Source organism: Samsonia erythrinae (assembly GCF_004342665.1).
Lineage (GTDB): Bacteria > Pseudomonadota > Gammaproteobacteria > Enterobacterales > Enterobacteriaceae > Samsonia > Samsonia erythrinae.
This window is the reverse complement of the sequence record NZ_SMBY01000013.1, coordinates 1-26996: the sequence shown is the minus strand read 5'-3', so window position 1 is coordinate 26996 and position 26996 is coordinate 1. Positions and strand designations below refer to the sequence as shown.

Here is a 26996-nt window from a genome sequence, read left to right as displayed (position 1 = left end):
TGCATTACTTCACGCGGGATACATATTCACCAGAGCGGGTATCCACTTTGATGACTTCGCCAATCTGTACAAACAGCGGCACCTTAACCACGGCCCCCGTGCTCAGGGTCGCTGGCTTACCGCCGGTCCCTGCGGTATCGCCTTTCAGACCCGGATCGGTATCGACGATTTCAGCTTCAATAAAGTTTGGCGGCTGAACGGCAATCGGGCGACCGTCCCACAACGTGATAATACATTCCGCGTTATCCTGTAGCCATTTCGCAGAATCACCGACGGTCTTTTCTTCAACCTGATGCTGGTCAAAGGTTTCAGGGTGCATGAAATGGTAGAACTCACCGTCGTTATACAGGTAGTTCATATTGGTATCCATCACGTCTGCACCTTCCGCCGAATCGGTCGATTTGAAGGTTTTTTCAACGCGAGATCCCGTCAACAGACGACGCATTTTTACACGAGCAAAAGCCTGGCCTTTACCCGGTTTCACAAATTCACTGGATTCGATGGCATACGGCTCACCTTCGAACATGATTTTAAGACCGGAACGGAAATCGTTGCTAGAATAAGTCGCCATGAAGGCCCTCTACAATTAAATACTGGTACGAAGCCAAAAAAATGGCACACATTGTAACCCTAAATATACCTTCCAGAGAAGATTGGTTGCAGCAACTTGCGGACGTAATCACCGATCCTGATGAATTGCTGCAACTTTTAGCGCTCAGAGGTCACGAAAAACTCCAGCAAGGCAAGGATGCACGTCGGCTTTTTGCCCTGCGCGTACCACGCGCGTTCGCTGCACGAATGCAGCGCGGCAATGCCAACGATCCGTTGCTGTTACAGGTATTGACCTCACTCGACGAATTTACCCTCACGCCGGGGTTTAGCCACGACCCACTCGAAGAGCAGCACAGCGTTGTTCCGGGGTTATTGCACAAATATCACAACCGCGCCCTGCTGCTGGTCAAAGGCGGCTGCGCGGTAAACTGCCGTTACTGCTTCCGTCGCCACTTCCCCTATCAGGATAATCAGGGCAATAAAGCAAACTGGCGTCAGGCGCTGGATTACATCCGCCAGCACACCGAACTGGATGAAATCATTTTTTCCGGCGGTGACCCGCTGATGGCCAAAGACCACGAGTTGGACTGGCTGCTCACCGAATTGGAAAACATCCCGCATCTGAAACGTCTGCGCATTCACAGCCGTCTGCCCGTTGTCATCCCTGCGCGCATCACTGACACCTTGTGCGATCGCCTGTCACGCAGTTCACTTCAGGTGTTACTGGTGACGCATATTAACCACCCGCAGGAGATCGATCGTGATTTAACACAAAGTATGGCGCATTTGCGTCGTGCGGGCGTCACGCTGTTAAACCAGAGTGTGCTGCTTCGCGGCGTGAATGACAATGCAGACACCCTCGCCCGGCTCAGCAATGCGCTGTTTGACGCTGGCATTCTCCCCTATTACCTGCATGTGCTGGATAAAGTACAGGGCGCCGCCCATTTTCTGGTGGAAGATCATGAAGCCCGCGCCTTAGTCAAAGAATTGATGAAGAAAGTATCCGGCTATCTGGTGCCGCGTCTGGCACGCGAGATTGGTGGAGAAGCCAGCAAAACGCCGCTGGATTTGGGCATGAAGCAACAACAGGATCGCGTCGAACAATGAGGCAGGGAATGGGGTGAGAGCATAACGGCGCTCTCACCTGATTTTCTTTAACTTAAGGGCACTTATACACGTTGCCGTTCATCTTACTATCCAGAGGCGCAAAGCCTGACCAGAACGTTTCGCTTGGACTGGTCGCGCCGTAGATGGTATTCCCCCCCATCGCCGCTGCTTTATTACGTAGATCGTTCGCCGCACCGCGCATGGCGCTACCATCACTATGGTGACCAGCCAACCAGTTAGACTGGCTACCGCTGACTTGTCCCAGCAATTGGCACTCGCTGCCTGGCTTGGTGTCCGTAAACGTGACTGCCTGCCCGGCGGCACTAAGTTGGTTAGTGCTGCTGCACCCCGCCAGCAAGACTGCCACAGACAGTCCCAATAAAATACGAGCCCGCATCTCTTTCTCCTTGCTATTGAAATACCTGCCATCACTGAGCACATCATACGACGTTTTCCTGGCGATCTCCCGCAGTCCCCATGCATTTACACGAAAAGAATCGAAAAAACGAGACATTAATGCGCTATCATCCCCGGAGGAAAAATATTTCACTGAGGAATAAATAAAAAATTTTTCAGTATTATCTGAATAACATCCTCAGCGCCATTTATGATTATTTCGATCATCCCATACTCTGTATGCTATCGGGCTGAGAGATTAATCACGGCGACGAATGTTGGCCGGGCTCGGCAACATTAACGTAAATAGCATCAAAAGACGCTAAAAAAGCAGAATCAGCAAAGGATATAATGCAATGAGGAAACGACAGCATGCCTACTAAAAAACGCCTAGTCACGCTTATCGGTTTGTTTTTATGTGTCTCAACAAGTCAGGCCGCAGGTCTGATCGCCCCGGATAACACACTTCGCAACGATCTTGCCTGGTTATCCGATCGTGGCGTCATTCAAACCAGCCTGACGACCTGGCCGTTGAGTCAGGAAGAAATCGAGTCTGCACTTTCTCAAGCCAAGCCCGTCACCAATACAGAAAAAGCCGTCATCACCCGCGTCGAGCAACGGATCGGTCAACTCAAATCCAACGTTCGCCTTAGCGGCTATACCTCGACAGACAGACCCGGCCTGCCTCAAGGCTTCGGTAGCCGACACGCCAGCGATCATGCTCTGTCCATCGGTGTGGGCGCCAGCGATGAGTTTTGGGACATCAATATCAAAGGCACGTTTGAAGGCGATCAGCGCATTGAAGATCGGTCCCGCTGGAATATGGACGACTCCTACGGGGCGGTGAAAATTTTTAACCAATGGCTGTCGTTCGGGAAAATCTCACAATGGTGGGGACCCGGCTACGAGGGCAGCCTGATACGCTCCGACGCTGCCCGTCCGGTCACAGGATTCATATTACAACGAGCCGATCAATCACCGTTTGAAACGCCATGGCTGTCTTGGATTGGCCGTTGGCAATACCAACTCTCAGCCGGGCAGTTGGATCAGTATTCGTCAGTACCGGATGCAAAAATCATCGGTGGTCGCCTGGCTATTCAGCCCACGACATTTCTGGAGTTAGGCGCATCACGCATCATGCAGTGGGGAGGGGAAGGCCGTCCTCGGTCATGGAGTTCGTTTTGGGATGGCGCAGCAGGACGCGATAATACCGGCACGGACAATGAGCCGGGTAACCAGCTAGCAGGATTTGACTTCAAACTGAAAATGGCGCCGCTTGTCGGCATGCCTGTCAGCCTTTACGGCCAGTTAGTGGGTGAAGATGAAGCGGGAATGTTACCTTCCAAAAACTTTTATCTGTTGGGTATCGAGGGGCATCCGGAATGGGGTACGTCGACCATCAACTGGAATATTGAAGGAACGGATACGCGCTCCAATGGTAATGCCAATAACATCACCTACAGCCACCATATCTACCGGGATGGGTATTACCAGCAAGGATACCCGCTGGGTTATGCCGCGGGTGGCGATGCTCAGGTGCTTTCTGGCCGGGTAGAGCTGGCACTTGATGGCGGACAACGCTGGAGCACCCGCGTAATGTATGCCAAGGTGAACCCTAACAGCCAGAGCATCAACAAAGCGTTCCCACGTTCCGATACCCTGAAAGGGATTGAGCTAGGCTGGGGCTATGACTTCGACTCAAAAGCCAAACTCGACACCAATGTGTGGTACACCGATAGCAACCACAGCACCAGTGATGATGTTGGTGCCGGCGTCAGCATCGAAATTCCTATCAACCTGTAACGCGTCTCACCGGCTAAACGATGGGGAATTTTCTTCCCCATCGTTTCAGGCCGTTGACAACCCCATCATCTTTTATCGAACGGTGAGAATGGAATGGAAGAGTAAAGCGTCCGCGCCAGGGATGGCGCGGTTCGAGCTTACAGGGACGTACTTGCAGCGTCTTTACGATCCATCCATTATCACTGCGCGTCGGACTTGGTTAGCAAATTCAAACATGGGGAATTTTCTTCCCCATCGTTTACTTTTCCACCTTATCGACGCCACGCTTTGAAACGGTTGATCAGTCCGTTAGTGGAACTGTCATGGCTTTCAATCGTGTTATCGTTTTCCAGCTCTGGCAGGATACGGTTCGCCAGCTGTTTACCTAACTCCACGCCCCACTGATCGAACGTGAAGATGTTCAGGATCGCGCCCTGCGTAAAGATCTTGTGCTCATACAGCGCGATCAGCGCTCCCAGGCTGTACGGGGTGATTTCACGCAGCAGAATCGAGTTGGTCGGACGGTTGCCCTCAAACACCTTAAACGGCACCACATGCTCCACATCTTTCGCGTTTTTCCCCGCCGCCGCAAATTCCGCTTCCACGACATCACGGCGTTTACCGAACGCCAGCGCTTCGGTTTGCGCAAAGAAGTTCGACAACAGCTTGCTGTGGTGATCGCTCAAAGGATTATGGCTGATGGCAGGGGCAATAAAATCACACGGAACCAGCTTGGTGCCCTGATGGATTAACTGGTAGAACGCGTGCTGGCCATTGGTGCCCGGCTCACCCCAGATAATCGGCCCGGTCTGGTAATCCACCGGGTTGCCGTTACGATCGACTGATTTCCCGTTGGATTCCATATTTCCCTGTTGGAAATAGGCGGCGAAGCGATGCATATATTGGTCATATGGCAGAATCGCTTCAGTTTCGGCACCGAAGAAATTGTTGTACCAAATGCCGATCAGCGCCAGCAGCACGGGCAGGTTTTTCTCCGCAGGCGTGGAAGCAAAGTGCTTGTCCATCGCATGCGCGCCGCTGAGCAGTTTTTCGAAGTTCTCAAACCCTAACGAGAGAATAATCGACAGGCCAATCGCCGACCACAGGGAGTAGCGTCCCCCCACCCAGTCCCAGAATTCGAACATGTTGCTGGTGTCAATGCCGAACGCGCTGACGGCCTGCGCGTTGGTGGACAGCGCGGCAAAGTGCTTGGCGACGTGTTTTTCGTCCTGCGCCGAATGCAAAAACCAATCGCGGGCGCTGTGCGCGTTGGTCATGGTTTCCTGCGTGGTAAAGGTCTTCGACGCGACCAGGAACAGCGTGGTTTCCGGATTCAGCCCCTTCAACGTTTCAGCGATATGCGTGCCGTCAACGTTGGAGACAAAGTGCATCTTGAGGTGATTTTTATAAGGCTTCAGCGCTTCCGTGACCATATACGGCCCCAAATCTGAACCGCCGATACCGATATTAACGACATCCGTTATTGCTTTACCGGTATAGCCTTTCCATTCACCGCCGATCACGCGCTCGCTGAAAACTTTCATTTTCGCCAGCACCGCGTTCACATCCGGCATCACATCCTTACCGTCCACCAGAATCGGCGTGTTGCTGCGGTTGCGCAACGCGACATGCAGGACGGCGCGACCTTCCGTGCGGTTGATTTTCTCACCGGCGAACATGGCGTTGATCGCAGAAGACAGTTCAGTCTCCCGCGCCAGCGCAAACAATTTCTCCATCGTTTCAGCCGTAATGCGGTTTTTGGAGTAATCCACCAGGATTTGATCGTCGAACGTCGCGGAAAAATGCGTGAAACGATCGCGATCCTGCGCAAACAGATCGCTGATTTTCACCTCTTTCATCGCGTCAAAATGGTGTTGCAGAGCCTGCCAGGCGGCAGTTTGGCTTGGATTGATATTTTTCATAATGCGACTTTCTCTCTAAGCATGAGTTCAAAGTGACTGAATCGATTGTATCCTTTAACATCGCGATTGAGATCCCTTTTCTTGCTAAATGGCCATCGCCGCCTTTTGTTTATTGACAGAAACCGCATAACCCGTTATTTGTAACGGCGTACTTGTGCGTTTAACGTGCAAGCCAGAAGAGGAGCGTCGCCCAGGTAGATATCGGAGGAACCGTAATCCGTTGATGATATCCGAGGGGGAGCGACGCCGAGATGGGGTGAAATTCGGTTTTCCTCCCATCGACCACAGAGGCTGAATCCTCTGGGTTGTCACCTGGTTCGTCCTGACGGATGTTCAGCAAGGTGGAGCGCTTCTGGGTGTATCGTAGCGATGTCCTACGCCTGCCCCCTACCGATCGCCCTCCCCCTTGTGCCATGGCTGATTAATGAACGCTGTTTACTGAAAAACAGCCTATTCCCTGACACGAGGTTTTTGACATGTCTGCAACTGAAGTATCCGCAAGCGCGAACGCTATCGTCATTGCCAAATTCGGCGGCACCAGCGTGGCGGACTTTGACGCGATGAACCGCAGCGCCGATGTTGTGCTATCCAATCCCAATGTACGGGTTGTCGTGCTGTCGGCATCTGCGGGTATCACCAATTTGCTGGTCGCACTGGCTGAAGGTCTGCCAGCGGAAGTGCGCGCCGAGCATCTGGCGAAAATTCGTCAGATTCAGTACGCCATCATCGACAAGCTGACGACCCAAAGTGTCGTCCGTGATGAGATTGACCGCATGCTGGACAGCATCACCACGCTGTCTGAAGCGGCGGCCCTCGCGACGTCCAACGCCCTGACGGATGAGCTCGTCAGCCACGGTGAACTGATGTCTACCCTGCTGTTTGTCGAGATTCTGCGCCAGCGCGACGTTGTGGCGGAGTGGTTTGATGTACGCAAAATTATGCGCACCGATGACCATTTTGGCCGCGCACAGCCGGATTGCGCCGCGCTGGGCGAGCTGACGCGCAGCCAGTTGCAGCCGCGTCTGGCTCAGGGACGGGTGATTACCCAAGGCTTTATCGGCAGCGAAGCCAAAGGCCGTACCACGACGCTGGGACGCGGAGGCAGCGATTATACCGCGGCGTTGCTGGGCGAAGCGCTTGGCGCCAGCCGAATTGATATCTGGACCGATGTTCCCGGTATCTACACGACCGATCCGCGCGTGGTGCCGACAGCAAAACGCATCGACCAGATTCTGTTCGAAGAAGCGGCTGAAATGGCGACATTTGGCGCGAAAGTGCTGCACCCGGCAACGCTGTTGCCGGCCGTGCGCAGCGACATTCCGGTATTCGTCGGTTCCAGTAAGGATCCGGCCGCCGGGGGGACGCTGGTGTGTAATAAAACGGAAAATCCGCCGCTGTTCCGTGCGCTGGCGCTGCGTCGCAAACAAACGTTGCTTACGCTGCACAGTCTCAACATGCTGCACGCGCGGGGTTTTCTGGCCGAAGTCTTCAGCATTCTGGCGCGCCATAACATCTCCGTCGACTTGATCACCACATCGGAAGTCAACGTCGCGCTGACGCTTGATACGACAGGCTCCACGTCAACCGGCGGCAACCTGCTGTCCAGCGCTCTGCTGACTGAGCTGTCATCGCTCTGCCGCGTCGAGGTCGAAGAGAATCTGTCGCTGGTCGCGCTGATCGGCAATAAGCTGTCTCAGGCCTGCGGCGTTGGGAAAGAAGTCTTTGGCGTGATGGATCCATTCAGCATCCGATTGATTTGCTACGGAGCCAGTAGTAACAACCTCTGTTTCCTGGTGCCCAGCGCCGATGCCGAACGCGTGGTGCAGACACTGCATCGCAGCCTGTTCGAGTAAATCCACGATCTTCGCGCTGTCTCTTATACACATAAAGAGGCATCGCGAATTTTGCCGTTATCCGGCGTAAAAAATTATGCTGGGGAGATAGCAAGCTTAGGATGAGCCGTCCCGTGTTGGTCGCGTGCTACAGGTAGCATGAAAATGGCGACATTATCGCGCACGAAACCGTCTTTTAGTCTGCATAAAGATATCATTAAGAGGCCATCGTCCTCCACCAAAGGGATCACAATGTCAGCGGCGACTCTTCGCGCTCGTCATCCCCGTCTTGCGGCACAACCAATACGTTATAGGCCACCGCGCAAAACAGCGAATTCAGACGATTCATGTCTCCCAGCAGGCTCAAATGCAGCGAACTGGTTTCCATGCTCTGCACGTTATTCTGATGCAGCCGATCGACATGCGCATGCGCGTAACGCCGGTTCAGGATACGGAAGCGATGCTTGGCGCGACGCAGACGCTTGGCGCTGGTCACATCTTCCGACAGGAAAACCGACAGCCCCAGACGAAGATTCCCCAGCAGTTGCTCATACAGGTGATTCAACTCTTCCATCCCCTGAGCAGAAAACGCCACCCGCACGTTGGATGAGTGATTGGCGATATCATCAGCCATGCGCTCAATAATATCTCCGGCCTGCTCCAGATTCAGCGCAACTTCAATGACTTCGGCCCAGCGCCGGGAATCACGCTCATCCAGTCCGTCTTTCTGGATCTGCGCCAGATAGAGCTTAATCGCGGTATACAACACATCAACATCGTCATCAAGCCGACGAATTTCACGCCGCTGCATATGGTCGCCGCGCAAAACATCGCGGTACAAGCGCAACATTTGCTCCAGCACATCGCCAATACGCAGCGTTTCCCGCGCGGCATTCGTTAGCGCCAGCGCTGGCGTATCTAGTGCGCTGAGGTCCAGATGACGGGGCTTCACCTGAGTATCAACCTGCGGCGTATCGGCAATCATCGCGCAAGACAAACGCGCGACCACGCCGGTCAACGGAATCAACAACAGGCAACGGGTCAGGTTGTAAAACAAATGAAAATAAATCACCAGTTCTTCGGCACCTAACGGAATCCGCGCCAACCAGAGTGAGAGCGGCTCAACCAGCGGCAGTACCACCAGACAGCCCATCAACTTGAACAACATACTGCCGAGCGCCACTCGCCGACCTGCCGCATTTTGCGCTGACGTACTCATCATCGTCAGCAGCCCGCTGCCCAGGTTGGCGCCCACCACCAGACACATCGCCACTTCCAACGAAATCACGCCGCTTGCCGTCAGTGTCGCGGTCAACAGCACGGCGGCCAGACTGGAGTAGGTAATCACCGCAAACAGCGCGCCAACCAGCGCATCCAGCATGACATCGCCCGTCAATGAGGAGAAAAGAACCTTAACGCCCGATGCTTGTGTAATTGGCGCCGCGGCAACGACAATCATTTCCAGCGCCAGCAAAATCAGGCCGAGGCCAATCGCCACCCGGCCAATTTGACCGACCCGCGTCTGTTTACGACTGAGGAATAGCACCACGCCCAGGAAGATCAGCAAGGGAGAAAGCCAGGACAGGCCGAATGTCAGAACACGCACCATCAGCGCCGTGCCGACATCCGCCCCGAGAATAATCACCAGCGCAGGTGTTAACGACACCAGCCCTTGCGCGACAAAAGAGGTGGTCAACAAAGCGGTGGCATTGCTGCTCTGCACCAGAGCAGTCACCCCAATCCCCGCCAGAAAAGCCAACGGTTTCTTCTCAACGCTGTCGCTGAGCACTTGCCGTAAGCGGGAACCGTACACCCTCATGATCCCGGTGCGGACGATGTGCGTCCCCCAAACCAGAAGGGCAATAGCAGAAAGGAGATTCAACAGTGTTAACAAAAAGATCGCGCCTCCAGCGAAAGAATAGGATGCTGATTATGCAACGAAATTATGTAACCAACCGCTATCTTACCAGATATTGACAAAGAGTTCTGCGCCGCACAGCTTGCCACAGGAAAATGACGCATACGCGCCGGTAAAAACTCCAATGACAGATTGAAAAAACAGAATCCAAAGTAAAAAGCCTATCATTTTTATCACACCATACGTTCCCCCCAGGCTATGCCTTCTTTTGCCTACCTCTTAAGAGGTAGGCCCGTGCCATACTTTGCACCGGGTTAACCTCCGCGAATTGAATGCGTGAGCGTTTATCTCTCAATACATCTGACTTTTAGTAAGGGAAATGGATGAAGACCAAAACCTCATATGGATTAAACTGGCTCCCGCTGGTCATTATTCTCACCATCGCCACATTCTTCTGGCAAATGACGCCCCCGACAGGCCTGAGCGCAGCGGCCTGGCATTCCGCCGTCCTTTTCGTCGCAACGATCGTGTGTATTGTTGCTAACGTGCTCCCGATTGGAGCTATCGGTATTATCAGTATCACGATCTTTGCGCTGACATACGCCGCGGGGGATAAAACCGCCAGCGGCGCGATACAGACCGCGCTCAGCGACCTGAACAGCTCGCTGATCTGGCTGATTGTTGTGGCGTTCATGATCGCTCGCGGCTTTATCAAAACAGGGCTGGGGCGCCGCATCGCCTTGCAGATGATCCGCCTGCTGGGAAAACGCACGCTGGGTCTGGCTTACGGTCTGGCCTTTGCCGATTTGGTGCTTTCCCCTGCGATGCCGAGCAACACCGCACGCTGCGGCGGGATTATTTATCCGATTGCCGATTCGCTGTCGCGCAGCTTCGAGTCCAAACCGGACGATGCCTCGCGCAGTAAGATTGGCACCTTCCTGATCACCTGTATCGGTAATGTTAACGACGTGACGGCAGCGCTGTTTATGACCGCCTACACCGGCAACCTGCTGGCGGTGAAACTCGCGGCCAACGCGGGCGTCACCATCACCTGGGGAAGCTGGTTTCTGGCGGCGCTGGTGCCCTGTTTGATTTCTCTGGCCATTGTCCCTCTGCTCGTCTACTGGCTGACCAGACCGGAAATTCGTCACACGCCGGATGCGCCGAAACTGGCCGTCGCCGAACTGGCAAAGATGGGCAACATGAGCCGCGGTGAATGGCTGATGGCGTTCACCGTGATCCTGCTGTTGGTGCTGTGGATTTTCGGCGACCGCCTAGGTGTGGATGCGACAACAGCCTCCTTCGTCGGGCTGTCTTTCCTGCTGTTAACTGGCGTACTGAGCTGGGAGGACGTGAAGAGTGAGAAAGGCGCCTGGGATACGCTGATCTGGTTCGCCGCCCTGCTGATGATGGCGAACCAGTTGAAAAAGCTCGGCTTCACCAACTGGTTTGGCGATTTCATCGGCAGCAATATCGGCCACTTGATGCAGGGAACCAGTTGGGTATTGGTGTTGTTACTGCTGAATGCGGCCTATTTCTATACCCACTATTTCTTCGCCAGCGGCAACGCGCAGATCGCCGCGCTGTTTGCGGTGTTCCTCGGCGTCGGGATCAACCTGAACATTCCGGCGGTGCCGATGGCATTCATGCTGGCATTTTCCAGCAGCCTGTACTGCTCACTGACGCAATATACCCACGCGCGCGGCCCGATCCTGTTCGGCGCTGGCTACGTGCCCACCGCCATCTGGTGGCGCACCGGCTTCGTCGTCAGTCTGGTGAATCAGGCCATCTTCATGGGCGCTGGTCTGCTGTGGTGGAAAGTCATCGGCCTGTATTAATCTCTCGCCGAGACATGATATGAAAAAGCCGGGTTTCCCCGGCTTCAGAACGTTGACAACCCCATCACCTTTTATCGAACGGTGAGAATGGAATGGAAGAGTAAAGCGTCCGCGCCAGGGATGGCGCGGTTCGAGCTTACAGGGATGTACTTGCAGCGTCTTTACGATCCATCCATTATCATCGCATATCGGACTTTGTCAGCAAACTCAAGCCGGGTTTCCCCGGCTTTCTTTTTACTACAGTAGAATTATCAATCAGAAGGAATAAGACACACTGCCGACCACGCTGCGCTCCGCGCCAAAGTAGCAGAATTCCAGCGAGTTACAGGCGGAAACATAGCGTTTATCGGTGAGGTTATTGACGTTAATCTGCGCACTCAGCCCTTTCAGGCCGACCTTCGAGAGATCGTATCCCACCACCAGATCCACCAGCGTATAAGAGGGCAGCGTGTGAGTATTGGCGCGATCGGACGTCACGCCGTTCACGTAACGCACGCCGGAACCGATAGTCAGGCCGTCCAGCAGACCGCTTTTCACATCATAACTGGCCCAGGCGCTGGCCTGATTGCGCGGTGCGTATACCGCACGTTTTCCTTGCTCCGCCACACTGCTTTTCTTATAGCGGATATCCGTATAGGTATAAGCCGCTTGCAAGCGCAGATTCTCGGTAATCTGGCTCACGGCTTCCAGTTCCACCCCTTCCGATTCGATTTCACCAATGGAGCGGTAAGGATCGTTAGGTTGAACCTTCGTCGCCACATTCTTCTGGTTAATACGGAATAGCGACAGGCTGTACTGATCCTGAGAACCTTCAGGCTGATACTTCACCCCGGCTTCCCACTGCTTACCTTTCATCGGTTCCAGCACGTTGCCGTTATCATCGGCGAAGCTGGTCGGCGTAAAGGCCGTGGAATAGCTGACATACGGCGCAAAGCCGTTATCAAACAGGTAGAGCAAGGCAGCACGTGAGCTAAAGTTGTTTTTATCCAACTCGCTGTGTGTTCCTTTGGTGTGGTTAACGTGGGTCACTTTTACTTGATCGTGGCGACCCCCCAGCGTTAAGCGCCAGCGCTCCCAGCTCATTTGATCCTGTACGTAGATGCCAGTCTGTCGCAGCTTGTGTTTTTCCTGCGAGCTGGACATGCCTGTTGGCCCGGAACCATAAACGGGATTAAACGCGTCGATCGCCGGGAAAGTGCCAGAAGGCCAGTCCATATGATTATTACGCTGCTGATAGTCGATCCCCACCAGCAGGCGATGATTCACCGCGCCCGTATCCACGCTGCCATCAAGCTGGTTATCTAACGTTAATGCGGACAGCGACTCACGGGAACCCGAGTAATAACGAGTCAGCGTATCGGCGCTCGGCTGCGTCCAGCCGTAGGCGTACACCTGATCCAAATGCACTTTGGTGCGCAGATAACGCAGCTTTTGGCGCACCGCCCAGCCGTTATCGAAACCATGCTCAAAGTGGTACCCCACCATGTTTTGCTTACGGTCGTATTTCTCATCATTCTCTTCCCCTTCATAGAAGGTGTTCGAGATTTTCCGCCCGTTATGCGCCACCACGGTACCGTCATACGGTAAACCCGAATGGCTCCCCCCCTCCGGATCGCGGTGCAGGTAGGCCATCAATTCCAGCCGCGTCTTATCGGAAATGCGCCACAGTAGGCTGGGCGCAATCGCGTAGCGTTCTTCTTTCGTCTTTTTGAACTGCGTATCGGCTTCACGCACAATCCCGCCCAGACGGAACGCAAAACGCTCGTCATCATCCAGCGGACCGGTAAGGTCAAACGCCGCGCCGCGCTGCGCATTATTGCCCGCAAACAGTTTGATCTGTCCGCTGCGATCGAACGACGGCTGACGGGAAGTTAACGCCACAATGCCCCCCGGAGAAGAGCGACCATAGAGTACCGATGCCGGCCCCCTGACCACTTCAATGCGGTCGAGGAACCAGGGATCGATAACCAGCGAACTGTGGGAGTTGGTATCTCCCATCATCTTCAACCCGTCGAGATAGACGTTATCCAGACTGCCGTCGGAAAACCCGCGCAGCACCATATAGTCAAAGCGGTTGGAGGCCCCGATCTGGTTGTTGAACACGCCCGGCGTATAGCCGACCGCCTGCCGAACGCTGGTCGCGCCCTGTTCCTGAATCTGGTTGCGGGTAATGATCGAAACGGCCTGAGGCGTCTCGATATCAGGCGTTTCCAGCTTGGTAGCGCCGCGTTGCGTTTGAGACGTCACGACCAGCGTATCGCCCTGAGAAGAAGGGGATGGCGCATCCTGCGCCTGCACCGACGCCGTCAATCCACTGGTAAAACAGCCAACCACCAGCGCCAGCCGCGTTTTTCTGAACATGGGGAACTCCACAGACCTTATTATTGTAAATAAGAATTATTGCTGTTTTTAGGCTTGCGATAGCTATGCGCAGTGACAACTTGCGTATGCGTAATGACAAAACGGGAACTCGGCGAGAAAACGTCGGGTAAGCAATCCAGCAGCAGTATCCGGCATCGATAAGACTCAGACATGATAAGGAACGAAAGGCTAGCTGAGCCTGCGTGCGTCACTCGGCGCAATACCGTAACGCCGGCGAAACGCCGTGGCAAAGTTGGTCGCGTGCTGGTATCCCGACATCCAGGCCGCCTGCTGAACGTTGTATCCCTGCGCCAGATAGCGTCTGGCCAGTTCCAGCCGACAATCGCGCAGATAGTCAAAAACCGAGTGACCATACGCCTGACGAAACTTGGCGCGCAGGCTGCTGCTGCTCATCGCGGCCAGTTGCGCCAACTCATTCAGGGTGTATGCTTTTTCAGGCTGCTGTTCCAAACGCCGCCGAACGTTCTCCAGCCGCGCCTGTTCGCCGGGCGGCGGCAATACACGATGCACCTCGCCTCCAGGCCCGGATGACAGGCCGTATCCCAGCAGTTGTCGCATCACGCCCTCCAGCATCAGCTGGCGCGATAATCCCGGCGTGGTGTTATCCAGCGAATGCTGTAACCCGGATAATAAATAACCGGGCACCTGCCATAAAAATGTCGGCGTTCCCCCCTGTTCCCACTCGTTCAGCAGCGAGCCCAGCAGCGGATCTAACGCGAAAGTGGCAGGGAAAATCCCCAGCGATACGGTACGAAGATGACAATCCGCAAGATGGCTGGCGTTCATGACGAGCGGGTCACCCAGCCGGGTGCTGAACGCCATGCCCGATCGCACAACAAACGCCTTACCATTCAGGCGCAGCGCGACGCATCCTTCCAGCACCACCAGCGTATAAAACGGGCAGCAGTGCAAAGAGGTCGATTCGTAAGGCTGCAACACGCGCACATTGGAATTCGTCAGGCAAATCCCAGAGGACAGCGTCATCTCTTCGACGTCACCCTGCACCACAATACGCTTTTCTTTCGTACGCTCACGGCAAGATGACAGCTGCGGGAAGTGGTAATCAATCCCGTAACGTTCACCAATGTCGAAGAAATCCTCGATGGAAAAGAGTCGTTTTAACATGAGCGGGGAGATACCCTCATCCTGTTGAACGCCCGGAATCAGGCCAGCGGTTAACGGAAATGCGTGGAATAAAAACAGAAAAATGCTTTCTGCTTAATTGATGCTCACCTTACCATTCCCATGAAATTGCATCAATAAGACTGATAACTATTCTCATTGAAATGGTGTTCGCGTAACACAGGATCATCAGCGGGGGGAAGATATTGCATGGCTCAATCACGAAACCAGTACAGCTATGCAAAAAAGCAGACGTTTCGTGCGTGGTAAGCCGAGTATTTCTCTGTGCCATCAGCACCACGCCCGACTCAGGGCGCTCAATCGCCGCCGCCCTGAGAACCCAGGCTTTTTTGGCGGAAATTCTGCCGCTACGCGGGTGCCTTCGGCGTTCGTGCCCGCGGTCAGGGCCGCCAGTGACGCGTTCCAGACGCGGCACTGACTTTCGCCGCGTCCGTGCGGCTCACCCTGCGGTCACGCCCACCTCAGCAGAATTTTTGACGCCAACTGAAAACCAAAACGTGTTAACCCACAGATGTTATTTTCTTTACTCACATCCTAGTCCGCATCATAACCTAGATTCGGCGCTAACCAGCGCTCAACGTCACTTACTTCCATACCTTTGCGCACCGCATAATCCTCGACCTGATCGCGTTGGATTTGCGCCACGGCGAAGTATTTGCTGTCGGGGTGGCTGAAATACCAGCCGGATACCGATGCGCCAGGCCACATGGCATAAGACTCAGTGAGCTTCATACCCGTATATTTTTCCACATCGAGCAGTTGCCAAATTTGCGCTTTCTCCGTGTGGTCGGGACAGGCCGGATAGCCCGGCGCGGGGCGGATCCCCTGATAATTCTCCCGAATCAGCAGCTCATTGCTGAGATTTTCATTCGCCGCATAGCCCCAGTAAACCTTGCGCACGCGTTCGTGCAGGTATTCCGCGAAAGCTTCCGCCAGACGGTCGGAGATCGCCTTCACCATGATCTTGTTGTAATCATCATGCTGGGCTTCCCACCGATCGGCCAACGCGTCTTCTTCCAGTCCGCCGGTCACCGCGAAGGCGCCGAGATAATCCGGCTTGCCGCTGGACTTCGGCGCGACAAAGTCGGAGAGACAGTAATTCGGGAAATCGGTTTTTTCCGTCTGCTGGCGCAGATGGTGGCTGACGGACAGCACCGTGTCACGCCGTTCATCGGTATAAATCACCACGTCATCCCCAACGCGGTTCGCCGGGAATAAGCCCACCACGCCACGGGGATTAAGCGCGCCGCGTGTGGACAGATCGTCCAACATTGCGTTGGCATCGGCGAACAGGCGTTTGGCTTCTTCACCCACCACCTCATCTTCCAGAATACGGGGGTATTTCCCCGCCAGCGACCAGGTCATAAAGAACGGCGTCCAGTCGATATAACTGCGCAGCGTATCGATGCTGGCCGTCACCGCCTGAACGCCCAGACGATGCGCCACCGGCGGCGTGTAATTTTCCCAGTCCAGTTCTGAGGCGTTAGCGCGAGCCGCTTCCAGCGTCACGGGCGGCGTTCGCGGCTTTTTACGCGCGTGCTGAATACGCACGGTTTCGTACTCTTTACGGGTACGCGCGACAAAATCGTCATATTGCGTACTGGACAGCAGCGCCGACACCACGCCGACGGAGCGCGAGGCGTTCTGCACATAGACCGTCGGGCCGCTATAGTTCTGTTCAATCTTCACGGCGGTGTGCGCTTTGGAGGTCGTCGCGCCGCCAATCAGCAGCGGGAGCGTAAAGCCCTGACGCTCCATCTCTTTCGCGACGTTGACCATTTCATCCAGCGACGGCGTAATCAACCCGGAAAGCCCGATGATATCGACCTTCTCTTCACGCGCGGTCTTCAGAATCTTGTCCGTCGGCACCATCACGCCCAGATCGATAATCTCGTAGTTGTTACATTGCAGCACCACGCCGACGATATTCTTACCGATATCATGCACATCGCCTTTAACCGTCGCCAGCAGGATCTTCCCGGCAGACGTGCCTTTGGCTTTGCTGGCCTCAATATAAGGTTCGAGGTAGGCCACCGCCTGCTTCATCACGCGCGCGGATTTCACGACCTGCGGCAAAAACATTTTCCCCGCGCCGAACAGATCGCCGACGACATTCATGCCGTCCATCAACGGGCCTTCAATCACCTCTATCGGTCGTGCGGCCTGTTGACGCGCTTCTTCGGTATCCAGTTCGATAAACTCGGTAATCCCTTTAACCAACGAATACTCCAGACGCTTCTCCACATCCCAGCCGCGCCATTCCGCCTGCGTTTTACTGCCCTCCTCTTCCGTTTTGCTGCCGCGATATTTTTCGGCCAGATCGAGCATCCGCTCGGTAGCATCGCTGCGACGGTTGAGGATCACGTCCTCCACCGCATCACGTAATTCCGCAGGGAGATCGTCATAGATCGCCAACTGCCCGGCATTTACGATCCCCATGTCCATGCCATTGCGGATGGCGTGATAAAGGAAGACGGCGTGGATCGCCTCACGCACCAGATCGTTGCCCCGGAATGAGAAGGAAACGTTAGACACGCCGCCGGAGATCATTGCATGCGGCAACTGCGCCTTGATGTCTGCACAGGCCTCGATGAAATCCACCGCGTAGTTGTTGTGTTCGTCAATCCCGGTTGCCACGGCAAAAATGTTCGGATCGAAAATAATATCTTCCGGTGGAAAACCGACCTCTTCCGTCAGAATACGGTAAGCCCGGCGACAAATTTCAATTTTACGTGCGCGAGTATCTGCCTGACCGACTTCATCAAAGGCCATGACCACCACGGCGGCACCATAGCGCCGCACCAGTTTGGCATGGTGGACAAAGGCTTCCACGCCTTCCTTCATGGAGATCGAATTAACGATGCCTTTGCCCTGAATGCATTTCAGCCCTTTCTCGATCACCGCCCATTTTGAGGAATCGATCATGATCGGCACACGGGCGATATCCGGCTCACCGGCAATAAGATTCAGGAAACGGACCATCGCCGCTTCCGCATCCAGCATGCCTTCATCCATATTGATATCGATGATCTGCGCGCCGCTTTCCACCTGCTGACGGGCGACATCCAGCGCTTCGCTGTATTTCTCTTCTTTGATCAGCCGCTTAAAACGCGCGGAGCCGGTGACATTTGTCCGCTCCCCGACGTTAACAAACAGGGTTTTGGCATCGATATTCAGCGGTTCCAGGCCGGATAAGCGGCAGGCCACCGGGATCTCCGGCAACTTGCGCGGCGGCACGCCTTCTACCACTTTCGCCATCGCGGCAATGTGTGCGGGAGTCGATCCACAGCAGCCGCCGACGATATTCAGAAAACCGGATCGCGCCCATTCGCCGATATGTTTCGCCATATCGGCCGGATCCAGATCGTACTCGCCGAAGGCGTTGGGCAGCCCCGCATTCGGGTGCGCGCTCACATAGCATTCAGCAATACGCGACAGCTCGGCGACATACTGGCGCAGCTCATCCGGTCCCAGCGCGCAGTTCAAACCAAACGAGAGCGGGCGCGAATGACGCAGAGAGTTATAAAAGGCTTCCGTTGTCTGGCCGGACAGCGTGCGTCCCGACGCATCCGTGATCGTGCCGGAAATCATCACCGGCAGTTCGATCCCTAACGCCTCAAATTCACTTTCGACCGCGAAGCTCGCCGCTTTGGCATTCAATGTATCGAAGATGGTTTCGATCATGATCAGATCGACCCCACCTGCGATCAGCGCGCGCGTCGATTCACGATACGCCTCCACCAGCTGATCAAAACTGACGTTGCGAAACGCAGGATCGTTAACATCGGGAGAGATCGAGGCAGTACGGTTGGTCGGGCCGAGCACACCGGCAACATAACGCGGCTTATCCGGCGTTAACGCCGTCCACTTATCCGCGCTAGCTCGCGCCAGCTGTGCGGCGACGGTATTGATTTCCGCCGACAGTGCTTCCATACCATAGTCCGCCATCGCAATAGTGGTGGCGTTGAAGGTATTGGTTTCGAGAATGTCGGCACCCGCTTCCAGATAAGCGTCATGGATTTCGCTAATCACCTGCGGCCTGGTGAGCACCAGCAGGTCGTTATTTCCCTTCACATCGCTCGGCCAGTCAGCAAAGCGCTCACCGCGATAATCTGCTTCCTGCAGGCGATAACCCTGGATCATGGTTCCCATGCCACCATCCAGCACCATAATGCGTTGCGCCAACTGACGCCGCAATTCGTCTACCCGATTACCCACGCGAACCCCATCTCCGGCTAATAAATAGTGATATTACGCCTATCCTAGCATAAGTTTTGCGCAGGCTAATGCGCCGTAGCGTGAGACTTTTTAAGCCCAACGCACGAAAAAATCGGCAAAAAAGAAGAGTTGCATTCTGTGGTGAAAAAACGAAAATCAATTCCATTACTCTAAAAAGGAACCGACGCCATGACGCCACCAGAGCCAGCCAAACGCGGGAAAAAACCCAGAGCCGGCACAAGCGCCGCCCCACAGCCAACCGGGCAGGTTCAATCGCTGACCCGTGGCCTGACGTTGCTTGAATATATCGCCAAAGCAAATGGCAGCGTGGCGCTGACCGATCTCGCCCAGCAGGCCGGTTTACCGAATTCCACCACGCACCGCCTGCTGACCACCATGCAACAGCAGGGCTTTGTCCGTCAGGTTGGCGATCTCGGACTATGGACGATTGGTTCACACGCGTTTATCGTCGGCAGCAGTTTTCTGCAAAGCCGCAACCTGCTGGCGATTGTGCATCCGATACTCCGTAAGTTAATGGAAGACTCAGGCGAAACCGTCAATCTGGCGGTGTTCGATCAGACGGATAGTCAGGCGATCATCATCGATCAGGTGCAGTGTACGGCGCTGATGCGGATGTCCGCCCCCATCGGCGGCAAGTTGCCGATGCATGCTTCCGGCGCAGGGAAAGCGTTTCTGGCGCATTTGCCCGATGCGCAGGTCACGCAACTGCTGCACAAGAAAGGGCTGCACGGCTACACGCCGCACACGTTTAGCGCGCCGCAAGCCTTGAAGGAAAACCTGTCGCTGATTCGTAAACAAGGCTATTCCTTCGATGATGAAGAGCACGCGCTGGGGCTACGCTGTATTGCGGCCTGCATTCTGGATGAACATCAGGAAGCCTTCGCCGCCATTTCCATCTCCGGCCCTGTTTCACGCATCACGGACGATCGCGTCACAGAACTCGGCGCGCTGGCGATCAAAGCCGCTAAACAGGTGATGCAGGAATACAGCGGGCTATGAATAAAGTGTATTTCTCGTCAGGCCTTTCAGGTGCATGTTTATGCAGACTCTGGGAGGTTTCGTGCGCGATGATGTCGTTATTTTCATGCTACCTCGTAGCACGCGCCCGACACAGTGCGCTCAATCGCCGCCGCCCTGTGTACCCAGGCTTTCCGGCTAAATTATGCCGCTGACGCGGTTCCATCGGTGTTCCTGACCGCTAGTCGAGCCGCCAGTGACGCGTTCCATACGTGGCGCAAGCTTTCGCCGCGTCCTGCGGCTCATCCTAAGCCTGCTATCTCCTCAGCATAATTTTTTACGCCAGATAACGGCAAAGGCCAGAATCATTCTCAGGAGTAGTGTATAGCTGCTCAACACGCTGGCTAAAACGCTTGCGGCGTCGGTAGGCATACACATCCTCAATGTGCCCTTCCCTGATACGCTGCTGTAACGCTCGCCAGTAATCGGCGCAAAACAGATCGCCGTGCATCTCCTCAAATAGCATACGAATGTGGCGGTCGCTACACAGGAAATGGGGAAACTCTGCGGGAAACACATCGTTTGGCGCGACGCTGTACCACGGTTCTGCCGCCAGCTCATCTTCCGGGTAGCGCGGCGGCGGAATATCACGAAAGTTAACTTCAGTCATGTAACAGATTTCGTCGTAGTCATAAAATACGACCCGTCCGTGACGCGTAACGCCGAAATTCTTGAAAAGCATATCGCCGGGGAAAATATTCGCTGCCGCCAGTTGCTTAATCGCGTTGCCATACTCTTCAATTACATCGCGCAGCTGTAGGGGATTCGCCTGTTCCAAATAGAGATTCAGCGGCGTCATCCGGCGTTCCATATACAGATGTTTTATCAGCAGTTTATCACCCAGATCTTCCAGCTTCTCCGGCACCTCGCGCCAAAGCTCTTCAAGCAACGCCGAACTGATACGATGCTTATCGATGACGAAATTTTCATACTCCTGCGTATCCGCCATGCGCCCGACGCGATCGTGCTCTTTCACCAGTTGATAACACGCCATGACCCGCTCCGCGCTCACCTCTTTCTGCGGCGCAAAACGATCTTTGATGACCTTAAATACGCGATCGAATGAAGGCAGCGTAAACACCAGCATCACCATCCCTTTCACGCCGGGCGCGATAATAAACTGCTCTGTTGATTCAGCAATGTAATGCAAATATTCGCGGTAGTACTCCGTTTTGCTGTGCTTCTGGCAGCCAATAGCCAGATAAAGCTCCGCCGTCGTCTTCCCCGGCAGAATGTCTCGCAGCCAGGCCACCAGTGCAGACGGCAAAGGTGCATACACCATGAAGTAAGACCGAGCAAAACCGAACACAATGCTGGCCTCTTCCTGATGGGTCAAGCAGGTATCAATAAATAGCGCACCGCGTTCGTTGTGGTGAATCGGCAGCAGAAACGGAAAAACGCCCTCAGGCAAAGACAACTTTCCCACCAGCCAGGCCGCCTTGTTGCGATAGAACAGCTCATTGGCGACCTGTAAGCTTGCCTGCGTAAGCTGTTCTGTAGAGAAGGTTCGCTGCAAATACGTGACGATATAGGCAATATCACGCGGTAAATCTTCCCACGGTAAACGCAGTGGCACATCTCCCAGCAATTTCTCCAGCATGTTCTGCCAGCCGTCAGTTGGCAAAAATGTCCTGGCGATAGGTCGGGGAATTTCACGAAAGCGCTGCTCAGGCTGCGAGCTGAACACAAACAGTTTATCCGGCGTCAGTTCCCGATGGTTGAACAGCCGGCAGTAAACGGAATTAAAGAAGCTTTCGGCAATCTCAAAACGCGGATAGTCCGGCAGCAAACGGGTATAGATATGTTTCACCCGCGCCAGAAAATCCGCATCATCACAGCGGGCACCGGTAATGCAGCGCAATTGCTCAACCACCAGACCGACATGATGATCGTATAAGTGAATACGCTGTTTCATCGCCTGTTGTACAGCCGACCAGTCAGCCTGTTCGAACCGCTGCTGCGCGCCTGCGGTCACTTCGAGAAAACGGCCATACTGCGCATCAAACCCTTGCAGGATCGTCTGCGCCACCAGCTTTTCCAGGTCACGCGTCATCATGCTCTCCCGATGAAACCCGGCCAGCGAGACGCTGGCCGGATTAGGATCAGAACTGCTGCTCTTCCGTCGAGCCCGTCAGCGCCGTCACGGAAGACTCGCCTCCCTGAATGATATTCGTCACCTTATCGAAATAGCCGGTACCCACTTCCTGCTGATGCGATGAGAAGGTATAGCCGTCTTTCATTGCTTCAAATTCAGGCTGTTGCACCTTTTCCACATAGTGCTTCATCCCTTCGCCCTGCGCATAAGCATGCGCCAGGTCAAACATGTTGAACCACATGCTGTGAATGCCAGCCAGCGTAATGAATTGGTACTTGTAACCCATTGCCGACAGCTCATCCTGAAAACGCGCAATCGTGCCGTCATCCAGATTCTTCTTCCAGTTAAAGGAAGGTGAACAGTTGTACGCCAGCAGCTTACCGGGAAACTTCGCGTGGATCGCCTCGGCAAAACGACGCGCCAACGATAAATCCGGCGTTGAGGTTTCGCACCACACCAGATCGGCATAAGGCGCGTAGGCCAAACCACGGCTAATAGCCTGATCGATCCCCGCGCGCGTGCGATAGAAACCTTCCACCGTGCGCTCCCCGGTAATGAAATCGCGGTCATACTCATCGCAGTCGGACGTCAGCAGATCCGCCGCATCCGCATCGGTACGCGCAACCAGTAAGGTCGGTACGCCCATGACATCCGCCGCCAGACGTGCGGCGACCAGTTTTTGAATGGCCTCTTGCGTGGGCACCAGCACCTTGCCGCCCATGTGCCCGCATTTTTTTACCGATGCCAGTTGGTCCTCAAAGTGAACGGCCGCCGCGCCCGCTTCAATCATCGATTTCATCAATTCAAATGCGTTAAGCACGCCGCCGAATCCCGCCTCCGCGTCCGCCACAATCGGCAGGAAGTAGTCGGTATAGCGTTTATCTTCCGGTTCAATGTGATTCGACCACTGAATCTGATCGGCACGCCGAAAGGTATTATTGATGCGTTCGATCACCGCAGGCACTGAGTTCGCCGGATAGAGCGACTGATCGGGATACATACTGGACGCCAAATTGGCATCCGCCGCCACCTGCCAGCCTGAAAGATAAATGGCTTCAATACCGGCTTTCGCCTGCTGCAAAGCCTGTCCGCCCGTCAGCGCCCCCAGACAATTCACATAGCCTTTGCGCGCGTCGCCATGCAGCAGGTTCCATAACTTCGCTGCCCCTAACTGCGCTAGCGTGCATTCCGGGTTCACCGAGCCCCGCAGATCAACCACATCGTCTGCACGGTAAGGGCGCGTGATGCCTTCCCAACGGGCGGTTTTCCACTCTTTTTCAATATGCTGGATTTGTTGGGTACGAGAAGTCGTCATAGCAGAGGTTCCTTTTATTATCGATCAGGATTAATCAAGCAGTGCGTAGCCAGGTAACGTCAGGAAGTCGATCAGCTCATCTTGCGTGGTGATTTTCTCCATCAGTCGGGCGGCGTCATCAAAGCGTCCCCCGCTAAAGCGGGCATCACCCAACTCTTCCTGAATCACCGACATTTCCTCGGCCAGCATCTGGCGGAACAGCGCCTTGGTGATCACCCGACCGTCGCTCAATGTCTTGCCGTGGCGAATCCATTGCCAAATTGAGGTGCGGGAAATCTCTGCTGTCGCCGCGTCTTCCATCAACCCATATATCGGGACACAGCCATTGCCGGATATCCATGCTTCGATGTACTGCACCGCAACACGAATATTCGCGCGCATCCCTACCTCCGTGCGTTCTCCTTGACAAGGTTCCAGCAATTCCTCGGCACGAATCGGCGCATCGTGTTCACGGCTGATATCAAGCTGATTTTTACGTTCACCCAACGCCCGATCGAACACCTCCATCACAACATCTGCCAGCCCCGGATGCGCCACCCAGGTGCCATCGTGCCCGTTGCGAGCTTCCAACTCTTTGTCTTTACGGACCTTATCCAACACCCAATTGTTACGTTCCTCATCCTTACTGGGGATAAACGCCGCCATCCCGCCCATCGCGAACGCCCCCCGACGATGGCAGGTTTTAATCAACAGCCGCGAGTAAGCGCTCAGAAAGGGTTTTTCCATCGTCACCGACTGGCGATCGGGCAGAACGCGATCGCTATGGTTCTTTAATGTTTTGATATAGCTAAAGATATAGTCCCAGCGGCCACAGTTCAGTCCTACGATATGATTGCGCAGGTGATAGAGGATCTCATCCATCTGGAAAACGGCGGGCAGCGTTTCAATCAACACCGTCGCTTTGATCGTACCGCGCGGCAGGTCAAAACGATCTTCCGTATAACAGAAGACATCGTTCCACCAGGCCGCCTCCTGCCATGACTGTGTCTTTGGCAGGTAGAAATACGGGCCGCTACCTTTCTTCAGCAATGCCTGATAGTTGTGGAAAAAATACAGTGCGAAATCAAACAGGCTGCCGGGTATCGCTTCACCCTGCCAGAACACGTGCTTTTCGGGCAGATGTAAACCGCGTACACGGCAAACCAATACGGCAGGATGGGGGTTTAACTGATAGATCTTTCCCGATTCATTGATGTAGGAAATTGTGCCGCGCACGGCATCACGTAAGTTGATTTGCCCATCGATCACCTTTTCCCAACTCGGCGCGAGCGAATCCTCAAAGTCCGCCATGAAAACCTTCACATTGGCATTCAACGCGTTGATTACCATCTTGCGTTCGACCGGGCCGGTAATTTCAACGCGGCGATCCTGAAGGTCATCGGGAATACCGCGTATTGTCCACGATTTATCACGAATGGAAGCAGTTTCTGAAAGAAAGTCCGGCAGCTTACCCTGATCGATATCGCGCTGCTGTGCTTGCCGTTCGGCGAGCAGCTGATTACGTGCCGGCGTAAAATGCGCGACCAACTCTGTTAGGAAATCAATCGCCTCTTCCGTAAGGATTTGCTTCTCAGATTCACCAATACATTGATTAAACAACAATTCTCTGTTTATCGTCTGTTGCATTATTCATGGTTCCTTTTCAGATACCGCTTCATTCATCAACAATCGCCAACCGGCAAACCCACGTGTCTATTTCTTAGCCGACAGAATTAAGCGTAATACAACAAAAATAAAAATCAAAAACAATTTCCATTTTAAAAATAAAACCAACGCAACACATTAATAATATTAGGGATTAAAACCAATATATAAGGGAAATGCATTTCAATCGAAAATTGAAAGAGAAGGCGTATCACAAAAAAAGCACCGGTTAAGGTGCCTCTGAGAGAGAAATCAGTGGAAATCGACTAGTCCAACGTGGGATTCATTCGACGCAAATCGTAAGGTGTAATCTGGTAGACATAGTAGTTCAACCAGTTTGCAAACAGCAGGTGCCCATGACTACGCCAGCTCGCTTTCGGGCGCATTTCGGGATTGTCATCTGGAAAGTAATTAACTGGCAGGGCAGGCTCCAACCCGGCATCGCAATCACGGAAGTATTCTCCCGCTAATGTCTGTACATCATACTCAGGGTGCCCAGTCACAAATGCCAAACGCTTATCCTTGCTGGCAAACAAATACGCCCCTGCCTCATCCGACTCCGAGAGGATATCCAGATCGGTGTATTGTCGAATCGCATCAACAGGAAAATCCGCATAGCGTGAATGCGGCGCCAGAAAGGTTTCGTCAAAGCCGCGGGTCAGTAGAGCATAAGGTTGTAACGTCCGATGCGAATAGACCCCGGACAACTTTTCCTTGCGGGTCATCTTCGGGATACCATAAAGGATGTTGAGGGCAGCCTGTACCGCCCAACACACAAACAATGTCGATGTGACATGCTCCTTTGCCCACTCAATAACGCGCGCAATCTGCGGCCAATACACCACATCGCAAAAATCGACTAACCCCAGTGGAGCACCGGTCACGATTAAACCATCAAAATTTTCATCCTGAATATCGTCGAAATTACAGTAGAAATTATTCAAATGCTCGGTTGGCGTATTTTTTGACTCACGGCTATCGATGCGTAACAGCTGGATATCAACCTGTAAGGGGGAATTGGATAGCAGACGCAGAAACTGATTCTCAGTCTCAATCTTTTTCGGCATCAGATTCAGAACCAGCACTTTCAGAGGGCGAATTTCCTGCGTTTTCGCACGCGAGGACGTCATTACAAAGACATTCTCATTACGCAAAAAATTGACGGCTGGTAACTCATCAGGAACCCGAATTGGCATAACCTTCTATCCTCAAAGCATACGTTTAAACGTTTAGACATCCAGATGCCTGAAGATAGCGAGTTTAAGTACAAATGTCGAGTATTCAGCGTATAAGGTGAAAATGTTTCACGAGGCTCATTATCCGCCTTAAGAACTACTTCTGCTGAATACGTTTAAGAGCGTCAGAATCACTCAGGGGAACAGCACCAGAAATAACAATGACTCTGTGTTTACGACAGCTCATCATTGTGATCTCCTGAAGTATGCGCTTCTCCACAGGAGAAAGCCCCCCTTCATTCATTTCCAGTGCGTGAATCAGTAGAGTCGTGCTACTGAACCAGTTGCGCCAATCGAAGGGCGTAACCTGACGGATAACACTTCGCAGTACCTTAGAAGCAGCGATAAAATCAGCAACCAGGATCCTATTGTTGCTGAATGCACTCTGCGTCGAAGCCTCACGCTGCGTGCCAAGATGGCGTACTGTAATTTGATTCTTACGGATTTGGATATAGAGATTCATAATTGGTCTTCCTGACGGCTTTATCTTCTCCAAGCGCACACAGCAAAAAGCCCCTGTCTTACGACAGAGGCTTTCCACTTGTTTGATGCCTGGCAGTTCCCTACTCTCACATGGGGAGACCCCACACTACCATCGGCGCTACGGCGTTTCACTGCTGAGTTCGGCATGGGGTCAGG

Annotated in this window: 17 protein-coding genes, 1 rRNA gene and 1 riboswitch; of the genes, 5 read left to right on the top strand and 13 right to left on the bottom strand. The window is 53.9% G+C overall.

The features are described from left to right. Positions 1–4: 4 nt before the first annotated feature. Positions 5–571, bottom strand: a complete 567-nt coding sequence (gene efp / locus EDC54_RS15635) for an elongation factor P (protein WP_132458411.1) — start codon at positions 569–571, stop codon at positions 5–7. Between the two features lie 41 nt (positions 572–612). On the opposite strand from efp, the gene epmB reads away from it, so the two are divergent. After that, the gene (epmB, locus tag EDC54_RS15630) at positions 613–1659 is read left to right on the top strand and encodes an EF-P beta-lysylation protein EpmB (RefSeq protein ID WP_132458409.1); all 1047 of its coding nucleotides are present in this window, start codon (positions 613–615) and stop codon (positions 1657–1659) included. A 52-nt stretch (positions 1660–1711) separates the two neighbouring features. On the opposite strand, the gene EDC54_RS15625 is transcribed toward epmB, so the two are convergent. Next, complete coding sequence (locus EDC54_RS15625) at positions 1712–2056, bottom strand: DUF4156 domain-containing protein (protein WP_132458406.1); 345 nt, start codon at positions 2054–2056, stop codon at positions 1712–1714. A 371-nt stretch (positions 2057–2427) separates the two neighbouring features. Here EDC54_RS15625 and EDC54_RS15620 point away from each other — a divergent pair, with 371 nt between their 5' ends. Then, a complete protein-coding gene (locus EDC54_RS15620; RefSeq protein ID WP_132458403.1) occupies positions 2428–3858 on the top strand; it encodes a capsule assembly Wzi family protein in 1431 nt (476 codons plus the stop codon). Positions 3859–4109: 251 nt separating this feature from the next. On the opposite strand, the gene pgi is transcribed toward EDC54_RS15620, so the two are convergent. After that, positions 4110–5759 carry a glucose-6-phosphate isomerase gene (gene pgi / locus EDC54_RS15615; protein ID WP_132458400.1) on the bottom strand — a complete coding sequence of 550 codons (1650 nt, stop codon included), beginning with the start codon at positions 5757–5759 and terminating at the stop codon, positions 4110–4112. A gap of 168 nt (positions 5760–5927) precedes the next feature. Beyond that, positions 5928–6119, top strand: a riboswitch (Lysine riboswitch). 116 nt (positions 6120–6235) lie between these two features. Between pgi and lysC the strand changes: the two genes are divergently transcribed. After that, positions 6236–7612, top strand: a complete 1377-nt coding sequence (lysC, locus tag EDC54_RS15610) for a lysine-sensitive aspartokinase 3 (protein WP_132458397.1) — start codon at positions 6236–6238, stop codon at positions 7610–7612. Between the two features lie 226 nt (positions 7613–7838). Here the strand turns inward: lysC and EDC54_RS15605 are convergent, their stop codons facing one another. After that, positions 7839–9485 carry a Na/Pi cotransporter family protein gene (locus tag EDC54_RS15605; RefSeq protein WP_132458394.1) on the bottom strand — a complete coding sequence of 549 codons (1647 nt, stop codon included), beginning with the start codon at positions 9483–9485 and terminating at the stop codon, positions 7839–7841. A gap of 347 nt (positions 9486–9832) precedes the next feature. Here EDC54_RS15605 and EDC54_RS15600 point away from each other — a divergent pair, with 347 nt between their 5' ends. Beyond that, a complete protein-coding gene (locus EDC54_RS15600) occupies positions 9833–11287 on the top strand; it encodes a DASS family sodium-coupled anion symporter (RefSeq protein ID WP_132458391.1) in 1455 nt (484 codons plus the stop codon). Positions 11288–11542: 255 nt separating this feature from the next. Here the strand turns inward: EDC54_RS15600 and foxA are convergent, their stop codons facing one another. The 3 genes from foxA to metH form a co-directional block, all read right to left on the bottom strand. Beyond that, positions 11543–13648, bottom strand: a complete 2106-nt coding sequence (foxA, locus tag EDC54_RS15595) for a ferrioxamine B receptor FoxA (RefSeq protein WP_132458388.1) — start codon at positions 13646–13648, stop codon at positions 11543–11545. Between the two features lie 189 nt (positions 13649–13837). Beyond that, on the bottom strand, positions 13838–14794 hold the full coding sequence (locus EDC54_RS15590) for a helix-turn-helix transcriptional regulator (RefSeq protein WP_132458385.1): 957 nt from the start codon (positions 14792–14794) through the stop codon (positions 13838–13840). A gap of 552 nt (positions 14795–15346) precedes the next feature. Further along, the gene (metH, locus tag EDC54_RS15580) at positions 15347–19030 is read right to left on the bottom strand and encodes a methionine synthase (protein WP_132458382.1); all 3684 of its coding nucleotides are present in this window, start codon (positions 19028–19030) and stop codon (positions 15347–15349) included. 189 nt (positions 19031–19219) lie between these two features. Here metH and iclR point away from each other — a divergent pair, with 189 nt between their 5' ends. Next, positions 19220–20050: a glyoxylate bypass operon transcriptional repressor IclR gene (gene iclR, locus EDC54_RS15575; protein WP_132458380.1), complete on the top strand. Its 831-nt coding sequence runs from the start codon at positions 19220–19222 to the stop codon at positions 20048–20050. Between the two features lie 295 nt (positions 20051–20345). On the opposite strand, the gene aceK is transcribed toward iclR, so the two are convergent. From aceK to rrf, 6 genes are all read right to left on the bottom strand, one after another. Then, positions 20346–22121 (bottom strand): bifunctional isocitrate dehydrogenase kinase/phosphatase, encoded by a 1776-nt coding sequence (gene aceK / locus EDC54_RS15570; RefSeq protein WP_132458528.1) that lies wholly within the window; start codon positions 22119–22121, stop codon positions 20346–20348. A gap of 49 nt (positions 22122–22170) precedes the next feature. Then, on the bottom strand, positions 22171–23478 hold the full coding sequence (gene aceA, locus EDC54_RS15565) for an isocitrate lyase (RefSeq protein ID WP_132458376.1): 1308 nt from the start codon (positions 23476–23478) through the stop codon (positions 22171–22173). Positions 23479–23508: 30 nt separating this feature from the next. Continuing rightward, the gene (gene aceB, locus EDC54_RS15560; RefSeq protein WP_165904329.1) at positions 23509–25104 is read right to left on the bottom strand and encodes a malate synthase A; all 1596 of its coding nucleotides are present in this window, start codon (positions 25102–25104) and stop codon (positions 23509–23511) included. A gap of 284 nt (positions 25105–25388) precedes the next feature. Then, on the bottom strand, positions 25389–26318 hold the full coding sequence (gene metA / locus EDC54_RS15555) for a homoserine O-acetyltransferase MetA (protein WP_132458370.1): 930 nt from the start codon (positions 26316–26318) through the stop codon (positions 25389–25391). A 136-nt stretch (positions 26319–26454) separates the two neighbouring features. Further along, on the bottom strand, positions 26455–26820 hold the full coding sequence (locus EDC54_RS15550; protein ID WP_132458367.1) for a YjaA family stress response protein: 366 nt from the start codon (positions 26818–26820) through the stop codon (positions 26455–26457). An 87-nt stretch (positions 26821–26907) separates the two neighbouring features. Continuing rightward, positions 26908–26996 (bottom strand): 5S ribosomal RNA (rrf, locus tag EDC54_RS15545); the annotation flags it as partial.

Excerpts from the sequence above, each read along its gene's own strand:
- efp (WP_132458411.1), bottom strand. The coding sequence starts at position 571 with ATGGCGACTTATTCTAGCAACGATTTCCGTTCCGGTCTTAAAATCATG.
- epmB (WP_132458409.1), top strand. The coding sequence starts at position 613 with ATGGCACACATTGTAACCCTAAATATACCTTCCAGAGAAGATTGGTTG.
- EDC54_RS15625 (WP_132458406.1), bottom strand. The coding sequence starts at position 2,056 with ATGCGGGCTCGTATTTTATTGGGACTGTCTGTGGCAGTCTTGCTGGCG.
- EDC54_RS15620 (WP_132458403.1), top strand. The coding sequence starts at position 2,428 with ATGCCTACTAAAAAACGCCTAGTCACGCTTATCGGTTTGTTTTTATGT.
- pgi (WP_132458400.1), bottom strand. The coding sequence starts at position 5,759 with ATGAAAAATATCAATCCAAGCCAAACTGCCGCCTGGCAGGCTCTGCAA.
- lysC (WP_132458397.1), top strand. The coding sequence starts at position 6,236 with ATGTCTGCAACTGAAGTATCCGCAAGCGCGAACGCTATCGTCATTGCC.
- EDC54_RS15600 (WP_132458391.1), top strand. The coding sequence starts at position 9,833 with ATGAAGACCAAAACCTCATATGGATTAAACTGGCTCCCGCTGGTCATT.
- foxA (WP_132458388.1), bottom strand. The coding sequence starts at position 13,648 with ATGTTCAGAAAAACGCGGCTGGCGCTGGTGGTTGGCTGTTTTACCAGT.
- EDC54_RS15590 (WP_132458385.1), bottom strand. The coding sequence starts at position 14,794 with ATGTTAAAACGACTCTTTTCCATCGAGGATTTCTTCGACATTGGTGAA.
- iclR (WP_132458380.1), top strand. The coding sequence starts at position 19,220 with ATGACGCCACCAGAGCCAGCCAAACGCGGGAAAAAACCCAGAGCCGGC.
- aceK (WP_132458528.1), bottom strand. The coding sequence starts at position 22,121 with ATGACGCGTGACCTGGAAAAGCTGGTGGCGCAGACGATCCTGCAAGGG.
- aceA (WP_132458376.1), bottom strand. The coding sequence starts at position 23,478 with ATGACGACTTCTCGTACCCAACAAATCCAGCATATTGAAAAAGAGTGG.
- aceB (WP_165904329.1), bottom strand. The coding sequence starts at position 25,104 with ATGCAACAGACGATAAACAGAGAATTGTTGTTTAATCAATGTATTGGT.
- metA (WP_132458370.1), bottom strand. The coding sequence starts at position 26,318 with ATGCCAATTCGGGTTCCTGATGAGTTACCAGCCGTCAATTTTTTGCGT.
- EDC54_RS15550 (WP_132458367.1), bottom strand. The coding sequence starts at position 26,820 with ATGAATCTCTATATCCAAATCCGTAAGAATCAAATTACAGTACGCCAT.